The sequence below is a fragment of the Burkholderia pulmonis genome (assembly GCF_984667975.1).
The window spans coordinates 3,261,138-3,272,672 of record NZ_OZ480187.1 but is presented as its reverse complement, the minus strand read 5'-3'; the positions used below and the strand labels follow the sequence as shown (position 1 = coordinate 3,272,672).

Annotated in this window: 9 protein-coding genes and 2 pseudogenes; 9 read left to right on the top strand and 2 right to left on the bottom strand. The window is 62.0% G+C overall.

Features of this window, described 5'->3' with window-relative positions:
- Nucleotides 1–868: 868 nt before the first annotated feature.
- The 5 genes and pseudogenes from AC5LXK_RS31460 (at nucleotide 869) to AC5LXK_RS31440 (ending at nucleotide 6,161) form a co-directional block, all read left to right on the top strand.
- The gene (locus AC5LXK_RS31460) at nucleotides 869–1,282 is read left to right on the top strand and encodes an Imm70 family immunity protein (RefSeq protein ID WP_493392547.1); all 414 of its coding nucleotides are present in this window, start codon (nucleotides 869–871) and stop codon (nucleotides 1,280–1,282) included.
- A gap of 57 nt (nucleotides 1,283–1,339) precedes the next feature.
- A complete protein-coding gene (locus AC5LXK_RS31455; protein WP_493392546.1) occupies nucleotides 1,340–3,382 on the top strand; it encodes a two-partner secretion domain-containing protein in 2,043 nt (680 codons plus the stop codon).
- Nucleotides 3,382–3,525 carry a hypothetical protein gene (locus tag AC5LXK_RS31450; RefSeq protein ID WP_493392545.1) on the top strand — a complete coding sequence of 48 codons (144 nt, stop codon included), beginning with the start codon at nucleotides 3,382–3,384 and terminating at the stop codon, nucleotides 3,523–3,525. Before AC5LXK_RS31455 ends, AC5LXK_RS31450 begins: the two co-directional genes overlap by 1 nt.
- 2 nt (nucleotides 3,526–3,527) lie before the next feature.
- A pseudogene (locus AC5LXK_RS31445) lies at nucleotides 3,528–5,321 on the top strand (ShlB/FhaC/HecB family hemolysin secretion/activation protein).
- Complete coding sequence (locus AC5LXK_RS31440; RefSeq protein WP_493392544.1) at nucleotides 5,322–6,161, top strand: peptidylprolyl isomerase; 840 nt, start codon at nucleotides 5,322–5,324, stop codon at nucleotides 6,159–6,161. It abuts the pseudogene before it with no gap.
- Nucleotides 6,162–6,446: 285 nt separating this feature from the next.
- On the opposite strand, the pseudogene AC5LXK_RS31435 reads toward AC5LXK_RS31440, so the two are convergent.
- Nucleotides 6,447–6,849: pseudogene (locus tag AC5LXK_RS31435) on the bottom strand (DUF2384 domain-containing protein); the annotation flags it as partial.
- Between the two features lie 657 nt (nucleotides 6,850–7,506).
- Nucleotides 7,507–8,142 (bottom strand): glutathione S-transferase family protein, encoded by a 636-nt coding sequence (locus AC5LXK_RS31430; RefSeq protein WP_059238139.1) that lies wholly within the window; start codon nucleotides 8,140–8,142, stop codon nucleotides 7,507–7,509.
- Nucleotides 8,143–8,297: 155 nt separating this feature from the next.
- On the opposite strand from AC5LXK_RS31430, the gene AC5LXK_RS31425 reads away from it, so the two are divergent.
- From AC5LXK_RS31425 to AC5LXK_RS31410, 4 genes are all read left to right on the top strand, one after another.
- Entirely contained in the window at nucleotides 8,298–8,618 is a 321-nt protein-coding gene (locus AC5LXK_RS31425) for an acyl carrier protein (protein ID WP_493392543.1), read from the top strand.
- A gap of 46 nt (nucleotides 8,619–8,664) precedes the next feature.
- Nucleotides 8,665–9,180, top strand: a complete 516-nt coding sequence (locus tag AC5LXK_RS31420; protein ID WP_493392542.1) for a gamma-glutamylcyclotransferase family protein — start codon at nucleotides 8,665–8,667, stop codon at nucleotides 9,178–9,180.
- 483 nt (nucleotides 9,181–9,663) lie between these two features.
- Nucleotides 9,664–10,968 carry an MFS transporter gene (locus tag AC5LXK_RS31415; RefSeq protein WP_493392541.1) on the top strand — a complete coding sequence of 435 codons (1,305 nt, stop codon included), beginning with the start codon at nucleotides 9,664–9,666 and terminating at the stop codon, nucleotides 10,966–10,968.
- Nucleotides 10,969–11,009: 41 nt separating this feature from the next.
- On the top strand, nucleotides 11,010–11,534 hold the full coding sequence (locus tag AC5LXK_RS31410; protein ID WP_493392540.1) for a flavin reductase: 525 nt from the start codon (nucleotides 11,010–11,012) through the stop codon (nucleotides 11,532–11,534).
- Nucleotide 11,535: the final 1 nt, after the last annotated feature.

Sequence of the window (11,535 nt, the reverse complement as noted above, 5' to 3'; positions counted from 1 at the left end):
ACGAGTCGACGCTGACATTGAACTTCGGAGATGGGAAGCACTTGAAGATCATCCCGGAACGAAACGGGCTTGAGTCATACGTTGTCACGACGCGATTTGGGATTTGGCCGGTTATAGCAACTTGAGGTGCGATTTGCGGTCACGTCGGGTGTTCTGTTGCGGCATTGGGCGCCGCAACCGGGCAGGGATGTGGCGGGGGTACGATTGGCGGGGCCGTAAGCGCAATGATCGCGCCGTCACTGGTCAGTCAATTCGGTGGGGCTGGCAACCTCGACGAAGGTGGGCTCGCTGCGCTTGCATCCATTGTCATGGCGGGCAGTGGCGGCCTTGCTGCTCTCGCAGGCCAGAACGTTCAGGGCGCAATGACCGCGGGTCAGAATGAAGCCCTGAATAACTCTGCACTGAAGCACTCCGGTGTGCACCCGGATGAGACGGGCGGCAAGCCAGGGGGGAGCTCACTCGGGTCTTCATATCAGTTGAGATTGCAGACGTATGGCGCGGTAGTTAACGGAACCCCATTTACAATTTACACGAGTCGCCCCGTCAATCCGACTTTTAGACAGTATCTGAGTAATTAGGGCGTTACGGTTAAGCCATTGCCAAAATAGGTGAGAGCTGTGGAGTATAAGTACACGCAACATCAAGTTGCACGAAGCGCGATGCCGGACGCGGTGGTGTTCAATAAGATGTACCTGATCAAGAATGTTTCGCGGCTTCGGGCAACGTATCAGATCCGGCTGCTTGCATTTCGTGCGGTAGACCAGGGGACGCACTTAGTTATTCGAGTGCCTGCGACCTGCAAATTTGATCAATCATTGATTGATCTGATGAAGCTTTGTGGTCGAAGAGTGACGCGGGAGAATTTTTGATGGGTCTTTATCTTTGTATTTTTGACGGTGACGATGAGATTGACGGTGTCGAAGTTGGTCCATATGCTGATTTTGACAATCTAAGACAGTATATTGTTCGTGAGCTTGAAGGTGGTGCTGCAGGCAGCCGGTTTCCTGTTTTTATTCCCCACTCGGATTGCGATGGCGAGTGGACGGCGAAGGAATGCATAACACTCGAAAAGGAACTGGATTGCATTGTGGAAAGTATGAAGGGGCAAGATCCGATTAAATTTTCGTCTGACTGGCAAGGGGACATAGCGAAGCGACTGGGAATCATTCCCGCGAGCGCTTTTGAGTCTTTTGTTGATGTCGATGGAGAATTTTTGTTAGGAAGGATTCGTGATCTTGCCTCTCTCGCGGCAAGGCACGATCTTCCAGTTATTTTTCAGTAGTGGCTTTTGCACTCCCGCTTGTCGGACGCTTCTGGCTATATAAATATTATTTATAAAATGAAAATCAATAATATTTCGTCGGGCCTTATTCTGGTTTGGGCTAACCTTAACCTTGTGGCGTCGGCCTGTGCGTCCGGCATTGTTGCCGATGGTGGCACAGCAACTACGGTGTCGAGCGGCGCGAGCGGGCGTCAGACAGTCAATATTGCGCCTTCAATCGGCGGCGTCTCGAACAACACCTACTCATCGTTCAACGTCTCGAAAGCCGGCGCCGATCTCAACAACGTCGGCATCAACGCACGCACGATCGTCAACCAGGTCACGAGCACGAACCCGTCGCTGATCCAGGGCAACATCAACGTGCTCGGCCCACGCGCGAACGTGATCCTGGCGAACCCGAACGGCGTGACGGTTGACGGCGGGAGCTTCACGAATACCGGTCACGTCGTGCTTTCGACTGGCCAGGTGAGCTTCAACGATCTCACGCTGGCGCCGGGCGTTACACAGCGCAACGTCGTGCTGACGACCAACCGTGGCGGAATCGCGATCGGCCCGGGTGGTCTTTCCGGCACGCTGGTCAACCTCGACCTGATTGCAAAGCAACTCAGCATCAACGGCCCGATCAACAACGATTTCACGAGCTCGACGAGCGGCATTCGCGCGATCGTCGGCGACAGCACCGCAACCTACGACACCAGCTTTTCCCCATCCGACAACGGCCACGACTGGCTGATCGGCATGACGTCTCCGGCGACGAAGAGCAATGCGGTTGCCGTTGACATTACCTCAGCCGGCGGCCTGACGGCGGGGCGCGTCCAACTGATCGTCACCGACCAGGGCGCGGGCGTCCACAGCCTCGGCAAAATCTACGCGAACGCCGGCGATGTCGTTGTCACGACGAGTGGCGACATCGCGATTGCGGACGGTTCGCTGAAGGCAGAACGAGACATCGCGCTCACCACGCCGGGTACCGTGTCGCTGCAGGGGGCGCAGGTGACCGCGGCGAACAACGCGACGATTCAGGCCGGCAATATTGCGTTGTCGGACGACACTTCCGGACCCTCGACGCTCACCGCCGGCAATACTGTCACGCTGACCAGCAGTGGCACGATTGCCAACACCGGGAGCCTGATCCAGGCCGGTACGACTGCGAGCGACGGCACCACGACGGGCGGTGACGTGATCCTCAACGCCGCCGGCGACATCACGAATCGCTCGAGTGCCGCCAATCTCGGGATCATGTTCGCCGCAAACGGACAGACCTCGCTGACTGCTGGCGGCAACATCATCAACGACAATGCGCGCATCCTGTCGAACGGCGCAGTGAGCCTGACAGCCGCAGGCGACGTTCAGAACACGATCGACCACACGAGCGGCACGAACGGCGGTCAGCCGACCGCCTATTCGGATCGAGGCGGCAGCTTCCTGTTTTTCACGCACACGACCAGCGGCTTCAACGTTGACTACGGCGCCGTCGCCAACCCGAACCAGCTCGCCTATATCGCCGCGGTGCACGGGCCAGTGACGATCTTGAGCGGCAATTTCACGAATTCGGGTGGGATCGTCCAGTCCAACGACAGCGACGTCAACATCACCGCTCAGAACGCCTTCACCAACGCTGCCGTTTTCAGCGGACAGGCGAGCTATTCGCGCGGCTGCTGGATCTTCTGCCACGCGAGCGCTTCGAGCAACGTCACGCCTTACGGCGGAACCATTCAGGCGGGCGGCAACGTCGGCATCAAGGCTGGCACGGTCGCTCGCAACGTCGGCGGCAACGTCTTCGCGACCGGAAACATCACGGTTAACGCTCCTGTCACCTACGCACAAGGCGTGACCGGCTACTCGGCAATCAACCAGGACCGCGGCTTCAAGGCGTTCTTCGGCAGTACGTGGGCGGAGATCATCGCAATGGACGTCGGTGGCGGCTTTTCGGCGAACGGCAGTGTGACGTTGACGGGTGACGGCGTGATTGATGGCGGTTCGTTCAGTGGCGGCAAGGGCGTGACGGCGGCAGGCGGGATCACGACCGTGCGTGCGCCGTCGCGTACGCCGGTCACGATCGATCAGCACCTCGGACTGACGACGTGGTGGTGGCGATAATGAGCCGGACTGCGTTGTCTGTTCTGTTGCTGATGGCCGCCGCGTTGCTGGCCACACTCGTGATCGTGTTGCTCACTGCACCGCCGCCGAACATCAAGACCGTGTCGCGCGCTGGTACGGCGCATTTGGCCCGCCAGGAGTGACGATGCGCATTTCGCTCAAACAATGGCTGGGCACGATCCCGGCCGTCGCCGTGCTGCATGTTCCCGTGTTCGCCCAGACATCGCCCGCGCCAACGCCTCGTCCGGTGCAGGACCCCGCGCAACTGATCATTGATCAGCAGCGCGAGCAGGCGCGGCAACGTCAGCTCGAGCAGCCACCGGCGTCGATCACGATCGCACCGACCTCGGAAACGACGCTCGAGATTCCACCCGGTACGCCTGTCGACGCGATCGTGGAAACCGGGCCGACCTTTCCGGTGCAACGGATCGTGCTGCAAACCGCCGACGGCAATCCGTTCGAGCCGCCCGGCGGCGTCTCGCGCGCGAAGCTGGATGCAGTCGCGACCCTCTTTGCCGGCCACGATCTCGGCTCGCACCGGATCAACGTGCTGCTGAAACGGCTGACCGATGTGTTCGTCGAGTCCGGATTCGTGACGACCCGTGCGTTGCTCGGCCCCCAGAACCTCGCGTCAGGCACCCTCAAGGTGACGATTCAGGTTGGGCGGATCGCGGACTTCCTGGTCAACGGGAAGCCGGTTCATCGCCTCAAGGCGGGCGAGGCTTCAGCCGGTGGTGGCTGGCTCACGGACGCCGGCTACGAGAACGCATTCCCGACGTCACCCGGCGATCCACTGCGCCTGTCGGACATCGACCAGGGTGTCGCCCAGATCAACCGCCTGCGCCGCAATCAGGCAACAGTGCAGATCCTGCCGGGCCAAAGCCCGGGTGAATCGCTGGTTGATATCACCAATAAATCGGGTGATCGCCTCTACTACAACCTGGGTGTCGACAATTACGGCAGTTCGGCCACAGGTGTCACGCGTTATCGCGCGGGCGTCGAGGCCGACAATCTGCTCGGCCTGCAGGAATCGCTGAGCGTGAACTTCCTCGACAGCCTCGACAGCAATGCGCTCGTTGGCTCGTTCGCGATACCGTTCGGCCGCCACACGTTCAGCTACACGGTTTCCGATTCGGAGTACCAGCAATTGATCGGCACGACCGCGCTGGAATATGGCCGGACGCTGTCTCACATCTTCGGCTGGAACTACCTGGTCAGCCGCAGCGTGAGTGACATCACGAGCGTAGATGCGACGCTTTCGTGGCGCCGCACCGACCGGGAGGTCAACGGAATCGATCTCGATCCGCAGCGCGTCGCGGTGTTTCGCTTGGGCGGTAACTGGCTGCACAAGTTCGTGATGAACGACGCGCAGGGCAACTTCACAGCGAGCGCAGGGCTGTCACAGGGTCTGCCGTGGCTCGGCGCAAACCATGATGGTCAAGGGATCACGCGTGACGACGCACACAGTCAGTTCACGAAGCTCGATGCGACCGCGGCATTCACGTTGCCGCTGCCGAAGCTGGGATCCGCGATGCTGGCCTATCGCGGGTCGCTCGGCGGGCAGTTCACGAACGTCGCGCTGTTCGGCTCGGAGCAACTGTATTTGGGCGGCATGGACACGATTCGCGGCTTTCGCTCGGGCGAAATCGCCGGCGATCGCGGCTTCTATTCGCGCAACTAGCTCGCGTGGGTGAATGCGCCGGCGTGGAAGGACGGCCGAATCGAACCTTACCTGTTTCTCGATGCCGGCAAGGCGAACCTGATCGCAAGCTCGGGCTTTCCGACGCTGGCCGGTATTGGCGCGGGCCTGCGTGCTCAATGGCAATGGCACAAGCAAATGCTGTCGGGCGAACTGCTCGTCGGCCGTGCGCTGACGCAGCCCGCCGCACTCGGCTCGAAAGCGACGCTCGTACTTGGAACCTTGAACTGGAATATGTAAATGAATATCCCGCACTGGAAGTCCGTTCTTGCTGCATCCGCGTTGTATCTGGGCTTGGGATGCATGGCACAAGCCCAGACGTCGGCCTTGCCGACGGGTACTGCTTCAATCGTCAACGGTACGTCGATTACGCAAGCCGAAATCGATGCCGTCTTGCGGGCGTCGCACCAACCTGACACGCCGAAACTTCGGCAGGCAATCAAGAATCAGCTCGTCACGCGCGTGTTGATTCAGCAGGCAGCAGAAAAAGCGAACTACGGCGCAAAGCCCGAAGTCCAGGCCGCGATGCAGGTGGCGAAGGCAAACGCCGAGACGCAACTGTATTTGAAAGACAACGTGAAGCCCGCACCGGTGACGGACGCGCAAGTCAAGGCACGCTACGACGAGATCGTCGCGTCGCTCGGCAAGGATGAATACAAGCCGCGCTTGATTGCCGTGAAGGATGTCGCGACAGCGGCGACCGTGCTCGCCCAGCTGAAGTCCGGAACCTCGTTCGACGCGCTCGCACGGCAGTACAGTCTCGCGCCGAGTCGCGACGCCGGGGGCGAGCTGGCATGGGTGAGCTTCAAGACACCGGCTGTGGACGGGCAGACTGCTGGGTTACCGCTGGCTGTCGCGCAGGCGCTGGTAACGCTGCCGGTCGGCGCCGTTACGCCGGACTCGATCGCGATCGGCAATGCGCGGGCGATCGTCAAGCTCGATGCGAAGCGGCCGACGCAGGTGCCGGCGTTCAACGCTGTCAAGGCGACGATCCAGCAGCAATTGCAGGCGCTCGCGCTCGAGAAGGCCAGCGCGGAATTCGTCGGTGGCTTGCTGAAGAATGCCGTCATTCAGCAGTAGCGAGCGCTATTCGCTACGCTTGGCACCGCACCCGTCCGAGAAATATTTCATTGATGTATTGTCACGTCGCCCCGGCGGGAACTGGGAGCCATCAAGCCGAATGTCGCAGAAACGACAATGCCCGCTCGTTGAGCGGGCTCATGAAGAGGTGGGGCGTGAACAAACCGCGGAACAACGTCCAGTCCGATAAGTCCTGCTTCCTGTTTTCTTTCGCCAAACCTGACCGGCTACATCGCAAGAGTCGCTGGAGTTTTGGCGGCCTGCAATGCGTGCCTTGCGGTGCCACCCGGCTGCCCCGGCCGCTAGCAATGTGACGTAGCGCAGTAGGTCTTCGGTGCGTCCTTCGGATACGAGTTGTTCTGCAGTTTTGTAGTCGAAGATCGGCAAAGGGGCATTGCGATACCAGAAGAGCGCGCTGTGCAGTTCGCCGGAGATGTCGGTTGCGGCTCGAATAATTCTGAGCGCTTCCCGAAGGCACTTCTGTACGCTTTCGGAACCCGCCAGACGGCCCGGCGTATTACGCATGAACATGTGCCAGTCGCGCGAGTGTCTGCATATCGATATGCAAGGCGGCTGCGAAGCGCCGTACCGAGACGACAGGCGCAGCATTTTTCGGGTCCCTCAAGGACGCTATGAACTGGTCGAAATCGACGGGCGGCGTTGAATCTCGGGCCAGATCAGGGCTCATGGCAGGTTGGTCCGTGTGCACACTATTCGCACATTTGTAGCCTAGGCGGTGTCGACGATGGTGGTCGCTGAGACCCCCGTCTGTGGCGCTGCTTGTCGTCAAATTCAGTCGAGGGACTGGGCAGGGCCCTGATATTCCCAGAGACGACTTTTCCAAGAATTTTCGTGGCCCAAGACAGCTTTTCTGAGATTCCACAGTCGTTGTTGTCTGTCAGAAAAGATGCCCCGCTTTTCAACACGTTGCCCCGCATCTACATGCCAGCCGATCCGTTTGTCGTGTTTGGTGATCAGCGAGAGGGTGCGTGATTGCTTCCGACGAGGCTGGAATCGTCGGATTGATACTTTCCGCGACTCAATCGGTTGTCGAAAATATATTGGACGTCTCGAAATGGATGCTGCATTGTTCACGCATTCGCCGTGATTGCGGAAATTGTGCCGAAGGGCAACGTGACGCGAGCGAACGCCATTCACGATTGCGGTCGCGGCTCCTGTTCCCGGAGTCGTGGCACGGGTCGGCCGGGCATTGAAAACAATGTCCGTGGGCCAGGCCGGGGCAACAGAGAAAGAAAAGCGGCGAAAAGGACCTGAGAAGATGAAGGAGACGCGACGGACGCGGGCAGCACTCCGGATCGGGCACATGCCCGACCCGGTTTCGCCATTACGCCCAGACCGAGATCTGTTCGACCGACAGCGCGGTCGCGACGGCAGGGCGGCGGAGCATGCGCTCCGTATGCGCCGCCCAATGCGCGAACCCGCGCATGTCGAGCTTCAGCATGTTCCCCCATTTGAAAAAGATCAGCAGCATCGGATCGACAATCGAGTAATGCTCGCCGAGCGCCCAGTCGTGCGCGGCGAGCCGTTCGTCGATCTGCGCGTACGCGGCGAGGATGCCGGTACGCCCTTTCGCACGGATACCGTCGTGAGCAGCCGTGTCGTCGCTGAAGCGCGACGGATGGAAATTGAGCGCGACCGTCCCGGGCAGCACTGACGCGAGCCAGTTCATCCACTCGACGGCACGAGCGACACCCATCGCGGTATCGGGCAGCAGCCGGGCCTCGGGGTAGCGCATGCCGAGATAGAGCAGGATCGCGGACGACTCGGTCAGCACGTCGTCGCCGGTGTGCAGCACGGGCACCTTGCCTTTCGGGTTGAGCTGCCGGAATTCGGCGCTCTGCGTCGCACCGTCCTTGATCGAGACGAGTGCGAGTTCGAACGGCGCGCCGAGCTCGCGCAGGATGACGTGCGGTGCAAATGACAGGTGGCCGGGGCAGTAGAACAACGTATGAGTTTTCATATTGGTTAAGTGTCCTATTTATATGAATCGGGAAGCTGACCGGGTTGTCGTGTCGACGCGTCGCATGGTGCATGACGCCCGATCGAAAGTCAAAAACGAAAGACGATGTGAAGGATAGTGCGGCTCGATGCGGACGTCGCCAGCGGGCGCGATGCATGCGGGACGGGACGAACGAAGGTTTCTGGAGCGTGATCGTGATGCGGATGATGAGTCTCGACGAATTGATCGACAGCGTGAAGACGTTTCTGGCCGGTATCGATCCGGGCGCCCCGGCACGTGTGACGGCGCAGACGAATCTGCTCGATGCCAACCTGCTCGATTCGCTGTCGCTCGTGCACTTCGTGTTGTTCATCGAGCAGACGCTCAGGATCGAGATCCCGATCGGCGACTTCGTGCTCGACTCGATCGCGTCGGTCGCGGCGATCTACGACCACTACGTGCTGGGCGCGCCGCGCGCCGCGGGTTCGTTGTGCTGATGCGCACCGGCCCAGCCTCGAACGTCACGAACCGGGACGCGACACGATGACGACGGAAATCCTGCTGAGCGGCGAGCATTTCACGTATTTCGCGTATGGCTCGTGCATGAATCTCGCGAGCTTGTCGGCCTCGCTCGGATGCGACGCGGCGCCGTATTTCGCGGGCGCGGCGCGGCTCGATGATCACCGCCTCGCCTTCAACTACGCGTCGCTCAACGAGCCGGTCTGCTGCGCGAACATCGAACCGGCCGCCGGCGCGATCGTCGAGGGGGCGCTGTACCGGTTGCCGATGAGCCTGCTCGCCGCGCTGGAGCGCCGCGAAGGCGTGCATCTCGGGCGCTACGTACGGTGCGCGGTCGAGGTGTCGGCGCCGAGTGGGCGGCGCGTGCACGCGCTGACGTATCGCGGTGCGGTCACGCTCGACCGCGACGCTGCGCCGAGTGCGCGCTATCGCGACCTGCTGGTGCGCGGGCTGGCCGATGCGGGCGTGTCGACGTCGTATCGGGACAACACGGTCGCCTACATCGCCGGATTGCGCGATCGCCCGCCAGCCATGCAGTGACGGCGCGCCGTGCGCGCCGGATGGAATCACGGTACCGGAGGCTCCACAAGGGCGTCCGGTCCAGCGGTGCGTTCTCGACTTCGAACGTCGACGAACGTTGTAAAGGAGCCCTAAGCGGGCATGTGAGCAAAAGGCCGAACATGAAGAACGCTTTCGACTACCCGCGCGCGCTGCGCGCGTTCCATCCTGCCGGCGACGCAGTTCCCGGGCACAACGACGTACAACGAGCCCCCCGGCACACCGCACCGTCGCGATCGGCCATCGCGACACCGATGCGCACCTGATCCGCAGTACCCGAACCGGATTCGACGAGCCGCTGAACGGACGCCGCACGCAGGCGTGCGGCCCGCGGCATCCTGCGCGCCCGAACGTGATGACTGCGGTCGCCCGCGCGGGACGACGCGGGCCGATGCCGAGCGGCGCGCGCCGGAATCCGGAAGCCGTGCGCAATAAAAAATAACCGATCGAAAGAAAGGAAAAATCATGGAGACGCTTGTATCGGCCGTATCGCCCGCATTGCGGGTTTCGGAGGAAGCCGCCTATCGCAAGGTGGCGTGGCGGCTGATGCCGCTGCTGCTGTTCTGCTATCTCGTGTCGTATCTCGACCGGGTCAACGTCGGCTTCGCGAAGCTGCAGATGGCCGGCGATCTCGGGCTGTCCGACGCGGCCTACGGGCTCGGCGCCGGCATCTTCTTCTTCGGCTACTTCATCTTCGAAGTACCGAGCAACCTGATTCTCCATCGTGTCGGCGCACGGGTCTGGATCGCGCGGATCATGGTGACGTGGGGCGTGATATCCGCACTGACGATGTTCGTCACGACGCCGACGGCGTTCTACGCGATGCGTTTCGTGCTCGGCGCCGCCGAGGCAGGGTTCTTTCCGGGCGTGATCCTGTACCTGACCTACTGGTATCCGGCGCACCGGCGCGGACGGATGACGACGGTCTTCATGACGGCCGTGGCGCTGTCGGGTGTCGTCGGCGGCCCGGTGTCCGGCTACATCCTGAAGGCGTTCGACGGGCTCAACGGCTGGCACGGCTGGCAGTGGCTGTACCTGCTCGAAGGGTTGCCGTCGATCGTCGCCGGCGTGCTCGTCTATGCGCTGCTCGACGACGGGATCGCACAGGCGAAATGGTTGAGCGACGACGAGCGCGCGCTGCTCGAGCGCAACGTGAACGCGGAGGAAGCCGTCAAGTCCCATCTGTCGCTGGGTGCCGTGATGGTGAATCCGCGCGTCTGGCTGATGTGCGCGATCTACTTCTCGTTCGTCATCGGACTGTATGGCGTCGGGTTCTGGCTGCCGACGCTCATTCATGCGACCGGCGTGGCCGATCCACTGACGATCGGGCTGCTGTCGACGGTGCCGTACGCGCTGGCGGTGCTGGCGATGATCGCGATCGCGCGCAGTTCGGACCGGCAGCGCGAGCGGCGCTGGCACCTGGCGGTGCCTGGCGCGATGGGCACGGTCGGGCTCGTGCTCGCGGTCGGATGGGCGCATCAGACCGGGCTCGCGATCGCGGCGCTGACGCTCGCGACGATGGGCATCCTCACCGCGATTCCATTGTTCTGGAGCTTGCCGACCGCTTTCCTCGGCGGCACCGCGGCGGCCGCCGGGATCGCGATGATCAACTCGATCGGCAATCTCGCGGGATTCCTCGGCCCCTATCTGATGGGGCTGCTCAAGCAGGTGACCGGATCGAACGATGCGGGCCTCTACATGATGGCCGGCTGCATGGCGCTGGGCGGGCTGCTCGCGTTGTCGCTGCCGAAGGCGCTGGTGAACCGGTAGCGCGGTGCGCGGCCATCCCCAATGCATCCCGGAGACAGAACATGATCCATAACGAACCCGCGCTGTTCACCGACCCGTCGATCGGCGCTTCGCCGCAACGCTTTCGCGACGCGATGTGCCGCGTGGCGTCGGCGGTTCACCTACTCACGAGCGACGGGCCGGCAGGACGCTGCGGCATGACGGCGACTGCCGTGCTGTCGGTGTCCGATGCACCGCCGACGGTGCTGGTGTCGGTCAATCGAGACAGCGTGTCGGCGCAGCGGCTGATCGCGAACGAGGTGTTCTGCGTGAACACGCTCGGCGCGGCCGACCGGTTTCTCGCCGACGTGTTCGCGGGCCGCACCGCGCACGCGCGCGACGAGCGCTTCTCGGTGGGCGAATGGAGCACGCTCGCGACGCGCGCGCCGGTGCTGGCGAGTGCGCGCATCGCGCTCGACTGCCGGCTCGTGGCATCGATGAGCGCCGCGACGCACGAGCTGCTCGTGGGCGAAGTGGTGTCGCTGCATTGCGCGGCGCCCGACGACGACGCGCTCGTCTATCTGCAGCGCGAATTCCGCGTCGTGTAAC

Excerpts from the sequence above, each read along its gene's own strand:
- AC5LXK_RS31425 (WP_493392543.1), top strand. The coding sequence starts at position 8,298 with ATGCGGGACGGGACGAACGAAGGTTTCTGGAGCGTGATCGTGATGCGG.
- AC5LXK_RS31440 (WP_493392544.1), top strand. The coding sequence starts at position 5,322 with ATGAATATCCCGCACTGGAAGTCCGTTCTTGCTGCATCCGCGTTGTAT.
- AC5LXK_RS31420 (WP_493392542.1), top strand. The coding sequence starts at position 8,665 with ATGACGACGGAAATCCTGCTGAGCGGCGAGCATTTCACGTATTTCGCG.
- AC5LXK_RS31415 (WP_493392541.1), top strand. The coding sequence starts at position 9,664 with ATGGAGACGCTTGTATCGGCCGTATCGCCCGCATTGCGGGTTTCGGAG.
- AC5LXK_RS31455 (WP_493392546.1), top strand. The coding sequence starts at position 1,340 with ATGAAAATCAATAATATTTCGTCGGGCCTTATTCTGGTTTGGGCTAAC.
- AC5LXK_RS31430 (WP_059238139.1), bottom strand. The coding sequence starts at position 8,142 with ATGAAAACTCATACGTTGTTCTACTGCCCCGGCCACCTGTCATTTGCA.
- AC5LXK_RS31460 (WP_493392547.1), top strand. The coding sequence starts at position 869 with ATGGGTCTTTATCTTTGTATTTTTGACGGTGACGATGAGATTGACGGT.
- AC5LXK_RS31450 (WP_493392545.1), top strand. The coding sequence starts at position 3,382 with ATGAGCCGGACTGCGTTGTCTGTTCTGTTGCTGATGGCCGCCGCGTTG.
- AC5LXK_RS31410 (WP_493392540.1), top strand. The coding sequence starts at position 11,010 with ATGATCCATAACGAACCCGCGCTGTTCACCGACCCGTCGATCGGCGCT.